We start from the raw sequence: 15,422 nt of genomic DNA on the forward strand, positions 1-15,422 counted from the left end.
TATACTAGGCGTTTTCTTTTATCAATACCTTCTGTTTCCATTTTCCGCTCCGCCACCGTAAAATCATTCCCACTGCCCGGACACATTCATCCATTGCCATACCGATATATGCTCCACAAACCAGCAATCCAAGATGAATTCCGAAGAAATAAGTTCCCCCCACCGCACACAGGTACATGAATATCGCAGCAATTACTGTAGTAAATGCTGCATCGCCGCTGGTCTTTAAAGCATTTCCGTATACCAGATTAGTCACCCGTCCAATTTCAAGGACAATATCGATTGCCAGCAGCTTTCCAACCAGAGATACCATCTGTGGGTCATCCGTAAACATCCGTATCAGCCAGTGGGACGATAATGCAAAGATGCTCTCCAGTATCGTCGCAACAATTACGCCTACAACTGCTGCTTTTCTGGTTCCTTTATCACAGGCTTCATAATCCTGTGCACCTATCCGCCAGCCGACCATAATTGCATTTGCCTGGGCTAACGCTGCACCTACGCAGTAAGAAAAATTTGTAATCTGCATGGCATAGGAACGGGCTGTTACGTTCATTCCATTGGCATCCATCTGATTTAAGAAACGGATAATCAAAGTCATTGCCACATTATATAGTGCTGTTTCCAAGGCAGAAGGCAGTCCGATCTTGACAATCTGTCCGAATACCACACGGTTCTTAAGCCTCTCCTTCTTCTCCTTCGCATGAATATAATAATGTCCGAAGCAGATTACCAGGCCAAGATTCAATACCCTTGAAATTACTGTTGCTGCAGCAACTCCTGCTACTCCATAGTGGAACCCAAAAAGGAATACTGCATTTAAGATAAAATTTAAAATGTTGGCAGATACCGTTGCCACAAGAGGCTGTCTGGTATATCCAAACGCTCTTAAGTAGCTGGAGAAAATCGGAATCAGTGCGTTTAAAATGCATCCGCCTCCCACAATCCTAAGATATGTTTTTGCATACTCCATCAGAGAATCTGCCACACCAACCGCTGATAATATCATTCCTGACTGGAAGAACAAAAATACCGCAAGAATTGCTCCTACAATGGCGTTAAATAACATGCCAAGCTGTCTTGCCTGATATGCAATCCCCTCTTTTCCGGCACCGATATACTGCGTCATAACCGCAATCATTCCGGCTGAAATAACAGAAAACATAATGATAAAAATACCTATATAGGTATTGGCTGTTCCAACAGCACCGACTGCTGCATCTCCCACAGATGAAAGCATCAGTGTATCCACCATGCCGGAAAGCATATAACATAATGTTTCCAGGCAGATTGGTACAAACAATTGTCCAAGAGTTTTCTTTTGTTCCACGTTTTGTCCTCTTTCTTTTCTTTCAATAGTTCTTTACATTTTATAATTTATCTTTTTGAATGGCGTCTGTGTAGTCTGCCAAGACGGGATACTACTAACAGCCCCGATAAGCATCCCTGCTTTGGCAGACTACACAAACGTTTATCTAAATAGCAAATACTAAATAGCAAGCTGCAAATAATAATAAAATCAATAGCTATGCGCAATTACAAGAAAATCCTGCGGACGCAAATGTAACAAACTTACATTTATTTTTGGTCTGCAGGATTTTATTTTACTGCGCTATCTGACTTTTATGCTGCCGGCTGTTCAGACTGTTTATCATGCATTACCAGCTTCAGCAGAATCGGGGTAATCAATGTTGTCACGATTACTACCAGTACGATTGGTGCGAAGAATCTATCATCTAACATGCCGCACTGATATCCCTTCTGGGCAACAATTAACGCAACCTCACCACGGGAAATCATTCCGACACCAATCTGTAATGCTTCTTTATTTGTATAGCGGCAGAACTTTGCGCCCAGTCCGCATCCAACCACCTTGGTCAGTAAAGCAATAACTAAAAGGATAATGGTAAATCCTACCATAGAACCTGTCATTCCGTCTAAGGATGTCTTAATACCGATACTTGCGAAGAATACCGGTGAGAAGAATAAGTAAGACGGGAAGTTGATTCTGTCTTTTACATATTCACCATTCTTCATGCTGCAAAGCATCAGTCCTGCAAAATATGCCCCTGTAATATCTGCAATGCCGAAGAATTTTTCCGATACATAGGATAACAGGAAGCAGAATGCCAGTGCAAATACAGTAACACGTCTTTTCTGACCTTCGCTTTCAATTAATGGTTTGCATTTTGATACCAGGAAGAATAAGATTCCGATTACAATAAAGTAAAGAACGATCTTAACCATAACAGTAACCGGATTTACGCTGGTATCCTTTAAGCTCGTTACAATGGTAAGTACAATAATTCCAAGAATATCGTCAATAACAGCTGCGCCAAGAATGGTTGTTCCGACTCTTCCCTTTAAACGTCCCAGTTCACGCAATGTTTCTACTGTAATACTCACAGATGTTGCTGTCAGCACAACTCCGATAAAGACAGATTTCAATACCTCCTGATAATCTGCAAAATCTGTATGGAAATACAATGCATACCCTAAAAATCCACCAATCAGAGGAACAATAACTCCGATTAAAGCAACGATAAAGGATGCCAATGCATTTGCCTTGATTTCTTTCAGATCAGTCTCCAGTCCTGCGGAGAACATCAGAAAAATAACTCCGATTTCAGCTGTAATTTCAAGGTATACTCCGTTGGTTCCATCCAGTGTGATAAGTTTTAATACAGATGGTCCTAAAATAATACCGGCTGCCAGTGCTCCTACTACTGCCGGCATATGCACTTTTCGTGAGAAAAGTCCTAATACTTTTGTTGAAATTAAAATAATTGCTAAAAAAAGCAGAAATTCATAAGATTCCATAATATGACCTCTTTCCTTTCTTCTCTTGTTTTTTCTTTTTACATTCTCCTAAACCCGGAACTATGTTAACTCTTTTTGTGGGTAATAGCAATACATTTTTTCTTTTTTTGTTACTTAATATTTATATATTTTCCAGATTTTTTTGTTACTTTTTCACAATTAAAAATCAGTCCTTCTTTTTAGCATGAAAAAACAGCCCTTCCGGACTGTTTTTTCGAGGAGTTTAGTTATGAAAATGTTTCATCTATTAAAAGGAAATTATTGCCACTTTTTTCTCAAACGAAAGGAAATCTGTTTTTTAATTTTTCGTTCCTTCATTTGATAAATCCATTATATCCATGAAATGTGTCTAAAGTGTGTCAGCTTTCGAAAAGGATTCTAAAAAAATCTAAAAAATTATTCCCATTTAATTTATATTTTATTTAGAATTAAGTAATGTTTCGCACAATTGCAGCTTTTCCAGTGTTGCCGCGCTGTTTTCAAATATTACCCTGCCTTTTCTGTCTCCGGTATACAATAATTCCTTTTCCATAAGCCGCCGTCTGGTCTCCCGTGCCACACCAGCACCTCCATCAAAAAATTCCACCGTATTCCCCATTACTTCTGCTATTGCATCCTTTACAAAAGGATAATGGGTACATCCCAAAACGATTGCATCCACTGTTCCCTCACAATATGGTTTCAACAGTCTGTATAAAAATGCCTTCAAGTCTGCACTGTTTAATTCTCCACGTTCAACAAATTCCACAATTCCGGGACATGCCAGCGGATAAATCTCCGCATCCTTTTCATACCGTGCCATAAGACGATGAAATTTTTCTTCCCGGATTGTCATTGGCGTTGCCATAACAAGTACCCGTGGATGCTCCATAAACTGTACTGCAGGCTTTAATGCAGGTTCAATTCCAACCACCGGTACATCCGGATATTCTTTTCTCAAAATCGAGACATCTGCACTGGTTGCTGTATTACAGGCAATCACTACTGCTTTTGCTCCTTCCGACAGAAGATGTCTTACATGGCATTCCGTAAGTTCCCGCACCTCTTCTAAGCTTTTTCCACCATAAGGTGCATTTTTAGAATCTCCAAAAAATATATAATTTTCATTTGGCATCAGGCGTACCAGTTCACGTAATACACTTATTCCACCTACACCTGAATCAAATACTGCAATTGGTCTTTCGGTCTGTTTCATGATAGCCCCCTGTTTTCGCATACAAATAGGTTCTCTTCTTTCGTAAAAAACTGCTGAAAACAGATTTTCCGTTTTCAGCAGCGATTCTTAGTTTTCCCTCGGGCATCTACGCACTCTCTTAATATTGCAGTCCTGCACATCACACGGAGCACAGTCTACCAGTCCTTTTAAGTAGCAGAACGCCTGCCGGCTCTCCTTCTTAGCCATGTCTTCTTCCCGCGGACACCTGGACACATGCTTTACATTGCAGTCCTGAATCTGTCCCGAACTGCAGTCCACAAGCCCTTTCAGGTAACAGAATTTGTTTTCCATTCTTTCCCCTATCTACTCTTTATCGCCCCAACACTATGTTTCTAATGTCATCTTTATTCTATCATCTTGGGAAGGGATGTGCAAGCCATAACAGACCTGTGTTTTGAATACTTTTCCAGCAAAAACGATTACTTTCTATTTTTCATATAAAAACTCTTCCGGCAATGTTACTTTAAAATCTTTTGCCAGCTGCCGGAATTCATCCGGCTGGATGGTCTGACGTTTCTTACTCTGCATAGATAACATCTTCACCAGTATCTCTGCTGATTTTTCAGCTGTGTGCATAAGTCCAAATGTCAGATCAAAATCTTCTCCTGCCGCAAACGTACCATGATGCGCCCAGATTGCCAAGTCATATTTTTCCATCAATTTGCTGGTAGCAACAGCTATTTCTCTGCCGCCTGGCACCATCCACGGAACAACACCAATTCCATCCGGGAATACAACCGGACATTCTGTTGCCATTTCCCAAAGTTCCCTTGTAAATACTTTATCATCCAGTGGAAGAACAAAGGTCAGAGCAATAATATTGGTGGTATGTGCATGATATACAACCCGGTAATTTGGATTTTTCTTCTTTTTTACTTCCAGATTCATCAAATGACTCGGTAATTCAGAAGTTGGTCTTCCACCATTTACCAGTCCCCAGACAATACGGTAATTTTCTCCTTTTTCATCCAGTTCTATCATGCAGATGGAATCTTCCGGTTTCAAAATCACATTTCGAAAATACTTGCCGCTTCCAGTTACCAGAAAATATTCTCCTGCAAGATATGGCACAGATGTTCCGATTGGCTGCCATTCTTTACTATTAAAATTTTCTTTTACCATTTCTACTTCTTCCGGTTTTACACGATACGATAAATTACCGCCATTTCTTTCATGCCATCCCTGTTCCCAGCCATCATTTGCCATACGGATGAATCCCTGTACAAATTCTGCATCTAAAAACTTCATTCTCTCTTTTCCTCTTATTATATCTTTCTGATATTTTTCTTTCTCAACTATTATTGTTTGTATGTTCTCTAGTTACGGTTTACCAATACTTCTTTTTCATATTTTTCGATTGCATCATAGAAATGTGCATCATCTGTAACACCTTCCCGTCTGCAATATTCTTCCCAGACTTCTCCAATTGGAAGCATCTTTACTGCCTCCTGCATTACCATTAATCTGCCCAGCTGATTGGTATCCTGTAATTTCTTCAACTGTTCATTCGGAGTACATAAAGCCATAAGCAGAGCCTTCTGCCAGCTTCGGAATCCTGTTGCAAGTGCAGAAACACGATTAATGCTTGCATCAAAATAATCCAATGCCATATACACCCTGTCCAGTGCCTGATTTCTTACAATCTCTTTTGCCATTTCCTTTGTTTCATCATCCAGCAAAAGAACATGGTCGGAATCCCAGCGCACTCCTCTTGTAATATGTAATGCAAATTCTGGATAAAAGCACAACATTGCAGGTATTTTATCTGAAACATATTCCTGTGGATGATAATGTCCATTATCCATAAGCGGCATACAGCCCTCATGCATTGCAGCAAAGCTTAACGTAAATTCTGCAGAACCTACCGTATAAGATTCTACTCCGATGCCAAAGACTTTCGATTCCACGCATGGTTTTACGAGATTTTTGTCATATGGTTCTGATAATATCTGCTCTATGGAATCCTTATATCTCATGCGTGGTCCCATTCGGTCTGCCGGCACATCCTTAAAACCATCTCCGGTCCATATATTCATAACGCAAGGCATTCCCGTTTCTCTTGCGAAATACTCCGAAATGCGGATACATGCCTTTCCATGTTCAATCCAGAATTTTCTGATTTCCTCATCGGGACTGGAAAGTGTCAATCCATTCTTTACTTTTTCATGTGAGAAAAATGTAGGATTAAAGTCAATTCCCATATGATGTTTTTTTGCAAAAGCAACCCATTTTGCAAAATGCTTCGGCTCTAAAGCATCTCTGTCTGCAAATTCGCCTTCTTCAAAAATAGCATAAGACGCATGAATATTTAATTTTGCTGTACCCGGCATAAGTTTCATTGCTTCTTCCATATCTGCCATAAGCTGTTCTGGTGTCTTCGCTCTTCCCGGATAATTTCCTGTTGTCTGGATTCCACCGGTCAATGCACCATCATTATCAAATCCCATTACATCATCGAGCTGCCAGCAATGGAGGGAAACCGGAACCTTTTTTAACTGCTCCATTGCCTTTTCCGTATCTACTCCCCATGCGGCATATTTTTCTTTTGCCATTTCGTAACTTGTCATACTTTCTAATCTCCTTCTCTATGCTTTATATAATTTAATTTCAAAGGAATGATAAATACACTCCCTCGCTTCTTTCAAATCAGCGAATTCTCCTGCTGTAATCATCTGTACGGAAATATTTCCCAATGCCGTTGCCTCTGTCGGTCCAGCCAGAACTGTTTTTCCGGTATATTTTGCTGTCAGTTTGTTCAGAAAATCTGCATTTGCACCACCTCCAACAATATGGAGTTCCTGATATTTCTGTCCGGTAATTATTTCTATCTCTTTTGCTGCCATGGCATAACAGTTTGCCAGACTGTTATAAATAACAGCCGCTATTTCTCCGATTGTCTTTGGAACCTGCTGCAGCGTCTCCCAGCAAGCACTTCTTACTTCCTCTACCATACTTTCCGGTGCTAAAAATCTTTCATCATTTACATCTACCAGCGAGGTTATTTCTTCTTTCTCTGCCAGTTCACAGATTTCCGCAAAACTCATATCCGGAACAAGTTCTTTTCGAACCGACTGTATCATCCACAATCCCATGATATTTTTTAAGAAACGATAACGATATCCATAACCGCCTTCGTTGGTAAAATTGTGAAACATACTTTCTTTGCTGCAATCTGCCTGCAGCCGTTCTGTTCCCATCAAAGACCATGTACCAGAACTGATATATAAGGTCTCTTCTTTCCGGGACGGCACTGCTACAACTGCTGATGCTGTATCATGTGTCGGTGGCAGAATCACCTTGCAGTTAAATCCCACCTGTTTTTGAATCTCCTGTTCAAGTTCTCCGACTTCACAGCCTGCCATTTTTATCTCTTGAAAGATATTCCGCTTTATTCCAAGCTTTTCAATTAGTTCATCATCCCAGTCTTTTGTTGCCGGATTTACCAGCTGTGTTGTAGTTGCATTCGTATACTCCTGCACTTTCCTGCCTGTTAACAGGAAATTAAAATAATCCGGAACCATCAAAAAAGTTTCTGCACGTTCTAACTGGCCTGGTTCTTTCTTTTTTAATGCCATCAGCTGGTAAATTGTATTAAAAATCTGTTTTTGGATTCCTGTTCTCAAATATAACTGTTCTTCCGTTATTAATTTGTATACCTCTTCATCCATTCCATAGGTCCGCTTATCCCGGTAAGCAACTGTTTCACCAATTCTTCTGTCATTTTCATCTAAAAGCACATAATCCACTGCCCAGGTATCAATTCCCATGCTATATGGAATTTTTCCAAGTTCCGCACACTTTTTCATTCCTGAAAGAATTTCCTGAAACAGTCTTCTGACATTCCACACTTTATAACCTTTCCGATCAATCATTTCATTAGAAAAGCGGTAGATTTCTTCTAAAACTATTTTTCCATCCTCTAAGTGTGCCAGCATGTGTCTGCCACTGGATGCGCCAATGTCCACTGCAAGATAATATTTTGTATTCATTTTCACACTCCTTCTTCCTGTTCGTTAATCTAAATCTAACAAAAATAAGGACAGTTTTTTAGCCTCTCATTAGACCAAAAAACTGTCCTTATTTTCCTTGTTTTAAATTCTTATATGCACGTCTTTCTTATGTAAATCACGATATTTTTTTGGTGTCATTCCATAGCGTTTCTGAAACTGCCGATAGAAATAGCTCTGGTTTTCATAACCAACTTCCAGTGCAATGTCCTCCACCGTAAGTTCAGTCTCTACTAACAGATATACTGCCTTTTGAAACCGTTTTCTCTGCAATAGTTCCTGAAATGTATATCCTGTTTTCTGCTTCATCAATTTACTCAATACTGTCATCGACTGATGGGTATCTTCCGCAATCTTAGTCAGATTTGCATTCTGGCAATCACTGTTAATATATTCCATCACCGCCTGTACAACAGTTTCCTTATAATCAAGGGATGAGTTATGGCTCAAATTTTCCAGATGATTCAACAGATATAAAAATACAAGCCCCATGGTATACTGATTTGCAATATCTTCATTACAATGTGTATGTAGCATGGATTCTATCATATTTTCCATCAGATTCTCCACCTGTAAATCTTCTTTTAAACGAAATAGCAGATAATGGGCAACCGGATTCTTCTGCCGCATTGCACCAATTACAAAATCAGCCAGTACATTTTTCTCATGCAGCATCGTAAGTGGAACTTCAAAAAATTCCGGTAATGCAATAAAATTAATTCCAATATCTTCATACTCAGCCCTTTTTATTGCATGTGACACATGCTGGTTCAGCATCAGCACATCTCCTTTACGCAGTACCAGTTCTTTTCCTTCTATATAATGTGTAATACTGCCCTGTACCACATACATCATTTCCACATAATTGTGCCTATGTTCCGGGAAATCCACAAACCGGCTGTGTGGACGTACCGTAATCAACTTTCCACGCTGCAGTAATCTTTTTCTGTCAATCTCTGTCAGGTTATCTTTCGCATACAGACTTTGTTCCACCGTACTTTGTCCTGATTTATACTTCTTTTCTTCCTCCGATATTATCATCAATTCGTCCAGAAGTTCTTTTCTCATCCCGTTTTCTCCTCAATGAAACTTTTCCTAAAAACAACAATACAGCCAATATGCTTCCAGAAGCTGCCAGTAATACGAAAGTCTGCTGCCATTCCGTCTCATCGCCTGTCTTAATCTCCTCTGTTTCCAGTGGAGTCACAGGTTTCTCCCTTTCTTCCTGCGGTTCCTGAGGTCTTGAAACTGCCTTCCTTGCCAGCTTTAAATCCACTACCGCATCCTTCATCCAGACATACTTTCCATCACCTGTTTTTTCGATATTCTCCATAAAACCAGGCAGTGTAATCAGATACGGATCTGCCTGATAGACTTCATCGGATAAATAAAGCGGTTTCATGCAAACTAAATATACTCCGGCTTCCATTCCATCCTTGCTTCCTGTATTATCTGTCAGTTCAATCTCTGCATCCGGTTCTGTCTTTGCACTCTCATCCCATTTGGTAACCCCAAGAGATGCCGCCACATCTTCTGCTTTTTTCTTATATTCACGGGCGGATGATTCCACGGATAACTCCTGTATATTTAACCCGGAATATTTTTCTAAATCACGGTATTCCCCTGTCTCTGTAATATCTGCAATGCGATATAGCCTAAGCTCCAGCTTCTGCTCTTTTAAAGCTGCACGGTATGCATTGGGAATTTCAAAAGTAATAGAACATGGTTCCGATACCGGAATATCCTCCTCTGCCCGTACACTCTCTGGCTGCAGACCAGCAAAACATATCATTATGAATAGTATTTTACAAACTATTTTATTCCTGTGCTTTCTCCCTTTTGTTCCATGGCTGCTTTTTTTCTTTATCATCCAGATGATACTTCTGCATATTACAATGGAGCCTATAGCAGCTATTATTCCAATAAAAATCCATGCCAGATAATTCGTATGAATGCTTTTCTTTGCCTGTCTTTCCTGCTCCTTCTCCTGTTCCTCTACATAAGGCACTCTGTGTCCACGCACCAATAAACGCTGCGTATTTACACCATATGGCGTACAGGTAACCAGCGTTACATAATCCTTCCCTTCTTCTACATTTAAAATCTCTGTATCTTCCGGCATCACAGTTTCTATCTGATCTACTTCGTATGCCAGAATATCATCTAATATATATAAGTAGAACTGGTCTCCTTCTTCCAGTAAATCAAGGTCTGTAAACAGGGACATTCCTGGAATTCCCCGATGCGCTGCTATGGATGCATGTGTTGAAGTTCCACCGATTGGCAGCGATGAACCCTGGATATGTCCTGCTCCTTTTTGTAATACCTCTTCTCTGGAAGTATGATATACAGGTATAATTTCGCCAATCTTCGGAATAGACAGATAACCCATCATACCATCCCCATTCTGATTCAGGCAGGACATATATTCACTATCCTGCTGTGTTACTTCCTCCTGTTCTGCCTGAATGAAACTATCAGGAATTACAATTGGCTGCAACCGCTCGTTATATGCCGCTGCTTTCTCCCACTCCTCTTCTAAACTGGTATCCTCCGCTTTTTCTGCATTTTCATACTGATATTCTTCAAACTTTAATTTGCTATTATACTCGTTCCACATATTAGAAAACATTGGATAAAGCAGCAGGGCAAAGCCTGTCAAAAAGCCAACTGCCATGAGAAACATTAATGTTTTACGTACAGATTCTTTCATTCTACTTTGCCCTCTCTTAATTATTTTACCTGTTTTCTTTTTCTCAATGAAACAAACATTGTTCCAAATCCTGCCATTAAGACAACTGCTGCAACAGTCAGTGCAATCATTCCTGCTCCACCTGTCTCCGGTAAGGTAATAAGTGGTGTATTATTAATTCCAAACGTATCTGCATTTGCAGCATTGTCTGTTGTATTTATTGTTCCATTATCCAGCTTTTCATGTGTAAAAGTAATAGAATTTCCAGTTGCGCCATTTACTCTTACCGTATAATTCTTTAATTCTCCTGTCAGTTCATTATAAGTCGGTGTGATTACAATCGTATAAGTAGTCTTATCCAATGCATATCCCAATGGTGCCTTGGACTCTTTTAAAGTATATGTACCTGCATCCAGACCGGTTGCTGTCAGCTGACCATTGTTTTTTGATACAATATAATCATATGTTCCACTTGTCTCGGTAGTATATTCACCATCACTGGTAAAATATAACTGCTTTCCATTTGCATCAAATAACTGGAACTGTGCACCGTCCAGTGCTACTTTATTATCAAGTTCTGTCGTTGTCTTTACACCATATTTGGTAATCTCTGTAGTTTTCTCAGAACCAGTTCCATTTACCAGAGTATCAAATCCAAATGTATAATGATGTGTGATATCCTGCATCGGATCACTCATATCAGTACCGGATGCTACCGTAGAATACTTTAAAGTTGCTTTATTCTCATCTGAATCAAAGTTTACTTTTGCTTTCTCATTTACTTTTGCCTGATAAGTAATTGCAATCGTATTTCCTGCATACTGATAAACATCCTCACCATATAAATCTAATGTAAAACCACTTGTGGAGGTTGTAATATTGGTTGAAGTACATTTCTTGTTTGTTACAAATAAATCATTGATGGATGTTCCTTCTAATTTAATAGAACTTACATCCAGAGTCAGTCCATCTGTGAGTGAATCCTTAATATTATAATGTAACTTATCAGATAACCAGGATCCCTGATAATCCGGAATTGTCATCGTAATCTTAAATTCTACTGTGTCTCCAATATTCGCATCCCCATATTTATATGCATTTCCATTTTCAATTACTTCCTTCTTCATGGTTGGATCGCTGGATTTCTTCGCTGCTACATGAATCACTCCGTTTTCATCTGCAATAGATGCTATTCCAGTACCACTGTACTGATAATTTACCGCAACCACATTACCACTATAAGAATATTCTTTGACCTGTTTATTTGCAGCGATTACATATAAACCAGGTTTTACATTTGATACACTATAGGAAGCATCTGCAGCATTATACTGCATGTGTAATACAGTCTTATCTACAACAGCATCTCCTTCTCCATCATGTAAATCCCAGTCATCAGCTCCCATTGTTGAATTCAGATTCATATAAAAATAAACCAGATCATCTGTATCCACTTTACCATCTTTTACTCTCGACTCAACATTTCCCTCCGGATTGTATTTCCAGTAATGATTTCTATTTGCATCTACAGCATCAATTGCAACTGCATATGCATAAACATTACAGCCTTCCTCGATTCCGGTTACCTGAATCGTAGTGGCAGGATCTGCTGCCCTAACCGTTTTCGCCGGCAGAATTATACTAAGTACCAGCATTACTGCCATCATCATTGCCTTCCATCTTCTTACTCTCTGTTTCATATTCTCTCTCCTTTACTTGTTCAGACAATTATCAAAGCGGTGCTCCAGGCCGCCTTGCAATCGTCCAGTTTATATCAACACTGTCAATCATTCTTACATTTTTAGGGAATTTTAAAAAAACTAAGTTATACTACTGATTGGGGAAGAACCTATACTTTTTGCTGGCGTTGGGAAATCACCAGCATTAGTACGGCAAAAAAACTCATGAAAAGTGTACCGATAACCGCAAGCGGATAGAGCCCTCCACTTTTTGTTTCTGGCATACGATATACTGCTTTATCTATAATTGAAAGTGTTAATACCTTATTTACCGCATCATATGATGCCTCTCCATAACCTGCCCCACCCTGCGTTACTTCTATTTGTGAAGCATCCTCATTTATACTTAAGATAATATCTTCCATTATTTCATATCCCACAGGTGCATGTATTTCCCGCAGAATATAGGTTGTATTACATGCAAGCTGCAGTGGTTCTCCATTTGTATCTGTAAATTCTAATTCTCCGATTTCATGTCCATCTGTTCCATCCGAACTTGTAAGCGATATAATTTCCGTTTCGCCGGATGATTCCACCTGATATAGCGTAAATTCTGCACCAGACAGAGCCAATGCATCAATTACTTTTGTTCCATATTTTCTTGCCTGTAAAGTCCATGTCGGTGGTTTTTCCTCATCATAAACAGAAAATACTATGGCATCTTCCTGCCTTGTCACACGCCAGTCCCCATATTCTGTTGTGCCACCTGCATCTGCCCCGGAAAGTGTATTTCCATCTTCCAATAAAACGTCATTGATAAATACCTGATTTTCTTCTTTTATCCTGATATCTATCTCATCTGACATCAGATAAAAGTTTTCCGGTGCTTCTGCTTCTTTTAATTTATAATGGGCTCCTTTTGAACAGGTAAATTCTGAGCCATTTAAATCCAGCAGTTTTACCGTACCATTTGTATCTGTTGTTCCGTTTGCCACCAGTGTAACCGGTTCTTCTGCTGTATATAATTCAAAATGCGCTCCTGAGAGTCTCTGCTGGTATTCTGTGTCACGGTACTTATCCACCTGAATGGTATAATCTATATTTTCTTCTAACAGTTCCGTAGAATTCTTCAAAGTAAACACAATTTCTTTATTCACCAGCATTCCTTTGTCGCCATATGTAGAATTCACTACCTGTTCAGACGTTCCAAGCACTTTGTTATTGGCAACCACTTCTACAACTGATACTGTCTTTCCGGTACTTTCATCCAGCTTATGTTTAATTTCAATAACAGCTAATTCACCTCTTGCCACATACCCATCCGGCGCAGTATCCTCTGTCAAAACATAAGTTCCATCATCTACCATTAACTTTCCCATTTTCTCAGCATCCAGATAAATATAAGTTTCACCGGCCGCCACGCCATCTTCTTCCATACCGGTTGTTCCACTTATTCCGATATCTTCATAACGCACTGTTCCGTCTTCCGCTATATTCTTTTTCTTAAGTGAAAATACAGCCCCATTTAATCTGTCATCCGTTCCCATATCCCGTTTTGATATTTTGATACTATAGTACACAGCATAATCTTCCTCTAATTTATCCCGTTCTGTATAAATCAGATAATTATAATTCTGCATCTGTCTTTTGTCTCCTGGTGAATCAGATGCCTGAATCAGCATGGTCTGTCCCTTTATATCTTTATAGGTATACTTCCTGCTGTACAAATCTGCCTGATAAGACGGCCAGTTGGATGGATATTCCTTTCCAGCCATTTCATTCTTCGTCGGGTCAAATCCCGCCGAAATCATCAATCCTTTTGTAGAATTAATAAAATAACTGGAATAAGTATAAAATTCTTCCTGTGAGATTGGATTTTGCGAAGTTCCTTCGGTCTGTGTCGCATTTTCAATAACTGTATGTCCGGTACAGACTGCATTACTGTTGGGATATGCTGAATCAATATCTATATATCCATCTCCCACTACAACAAGCCTGTCTGTAACCTTAATAAAATGCTTCGTCGTGCTTGCCCAGTTATTCTGGTGCAGATATACAATTCCTTCTATATCTATAACACCCTCTATTCCAAAATATCCATAATTATATATGGCACTCTTAGTCTTATTTCCATTATAAGCTGCGCAATGTATCACAGCCTTGCTTTCACCGCCCTCTTCTGTCTTCGTTCCACCTTTCATATAGAAATAGCCTGGTCCATCTCCGGAATCATCTACATAAACAGCAGCTCCTTCTGATGCATTACAATTTTCAATTGTACCTCCATACATATAAAAAGACGGTTTCTTCCCGGAGAAAGTGCTTGCCACATATACTGCACCGCCATACTGTGATGCCTGGAAATTACGTATAACTCCACCATACATGTGGAATACCGGTGTTCCCATATTGCTTCTGGATAAATTCACGCAGCCACCACTCTGTGGAAGCTTTGTCATATTCTCCCCTTCCAATGTTCCACCATATAAATTTACTGTGCCGCCACTATAGATCCAGATTAACTGACAGGATGCGTAAATGACACCTCCACCGGCAGAATCCCGGATATTGAGTACTGCATTATCGCTGCATAACATAAAACTTGCGTTATTCTGCATCGCCATCTTATGGCCATTCAAATCAATATCCAAAACACCATTTAACTGACAAATGCCTGAAGCTGTCACATCCTCTGTCAAAGAAATTGTTCCTCCACCGTTATAACTGCCCAGTGAAATCGTGCCACTTCCATAAGTCTGTGAAAAAAAGGCTATCTTGTTTTCTTCTGTATTATCTACATCTTCTGTGTCCTCTGTTTCTTCTGTACTCTGCTCTAACTCACCTATCTCTGTTTCATAAATTTCTTCACCATTTTCCTGCTCTTTTGCATTCGCATTCTGTGCAAAAGACAGCAGAAGTAATAGTGTTACCGCTAATAATGCCTGTACTATATGAAATTTATGTTTCCTTTTTCTCCCACAAAAAAGCATTTTCCCTCTCCATTAAAT

General features: G+C 39.6%; 11 protein-coding genes. All 11 read right to left on the reverse strand.

The genetic code is table 11. From position 1 onward, the window contains the following. Window positions 1-4: 4 nt before the first annotated feature. The 11 genes from DV740_RS08190 to DV740_RS08240 all read right to left on the reverse strand — a co-directional run bounded on the left by DV740_RS08190 (window position 5) and on the right by DV740_RS08240 (window position 15,404). Window positions 5-1,330: an MATE family efflux transporter gene (locus DV740_RS08190; protein WP_117696570.1), complete on the reverse strand. Its 1,326-nt coding sequence runs from the start codon at window positions 1,328-1,330 to the stop codon at window positions 5-7. 293 nt (window positions 1,331-1,623) lie between these two features. Further along, the gene (locus DV740_RS08195; protein WP_117841635.1) at window positions 1,624-2,820 is read right to left on the reverse strand and encodes a cation:proton antiporter; all 1,197 of its coding nucleotides are present in this window, start codon (window positions 2,818-2,820) and stop codon (window positions 1,624-1,626) included. A 418-nt stretch (window positions 2,821-3,238) separates the two neighbouring features. After that, window positions 3,239-4,015 carry a glutamate racemase gene (murI, locus tag DV740_RS08200; RefSeq protein WP_117697655.1) on the reverse strand — a complete coding sequence of 259 codons (777 nt, stop codon included), beginning with the start codon at window positions 4,013-4,015 and terminating at the stop codon, window positions 3,239-3,241. Between the two features lie 87 nt (window positions 4,016-4,102). After that, the gene (locus DV740_RS08205) at window positions 4,103-4,327 is read right to left on the reverse strand and encodes a hypothetical protein (RefSeq protein WP_117697657.1); all 225 of its coding nucleotides are present in this window, start codon (window positions 4,325-4,327) and stop codon (window positions 4,103-4,105) included. 135 nt (window positions 4,328-4,462) lie between these two features. Further along, window positions 4,463-5,284: a rhamnulose-1-phosphate aldolase gene (gene rhaD, locus DV740_RS08210; protein ID WP_118087822.1), complete on the reverse strand. Its 822-nt coding sequence runs from the start codon at window positions 5,282-5,284 to the stop codon at window positions 4,463-4,465. 68 nt (window positions 5,285-5,352) lie between these two features. Next, complete coding sequence (locus DV740_RS08215; protein WP_117697659.1) at window positions 5,353-6,603, reverse strand: L-rhamnose isomerase; 1,251 nt, start codon at window positions 6,601-6,603, stop codon at window positions 5,353-5,355. Window positions 6,604-6,621: 18 nt separating this feature from the next. Then, window positions 6,622-8,025, reverse strand: a complete 1,404-nt coding sequence (rhaB, locus tag DV740_RS08220) for a rhamnulokinase (RefSeq protein WP_118087823.1) — start codon at window positions 8,023-8,025, stop codon at window positions 6,622-6,624. A 102-nt stretch (window positions 8,026-8,127) separates the two neighbouring features. Further along, window positions 8,128-9,111, reverse strand: a complete 984-nt coding sequence (locus DV740_RS08225; RefSeq protein ID WP_117697663.1) for an AraC family transcriptional regulator — start codon at window positions 9,109-9,111, stop codon at window positions 8,128-8,130. Continuing rightward, window positions 9,053-10,756: a class C sortase gene (locus DV740_RS08230; RefSeq protein WP_117697665.1), complete on the reverse strand. Its 1,704-nt coding sequence runs from the start codon at window positions 10,754-10,756 to the stop codon at window positions 9,053-9,055. The genes DV740_RS08225 and DV740_RS08230 overlap by 59 nt, the downstream gene beginning before the upstream one ends. A gap of 20 nt (window positions 10,757-10,776) precedes the next feature. Next, on the reverse strand, window positions 10,777-12,435 hold the full coding sequence (locus DV740_RS08235; RefSeq protein WP_118087980.1) for an isopeptide-forming domain-containing fimbrial protein: 1,659 nt from the start codon (window positions 12,433-12,435) through the stop codon (window positions 10,777-10,779). Between the two features lie 149 nt (window positions 12,436-12,584). Next, the gene (locus DV740_RS08240; protein ID WP_118087824.1) at window positions 12,585-15,404 is read right to left on the reverse strand and encodes a prealbumin-like fold domain-containing protein; all 2,820 of its coding nucleotides are present in this window, start codon (window positions 15,402-15,404) and stop codon (window positions 12,585-12,587) included. Window positions 15,405-15,422 lie beyond the last annotated feature (18 nt).

This window comes from Roseburia sp. AF02-12 (assembly GCF_003461765.1).
In the GTDB taxonomy this organism is placed as follows: Bacteria; Bacillota; Clostridia; order Lachnospirales; family Lachnospiraceae; genus Roseburia_C; species Roseburia_C amylophila.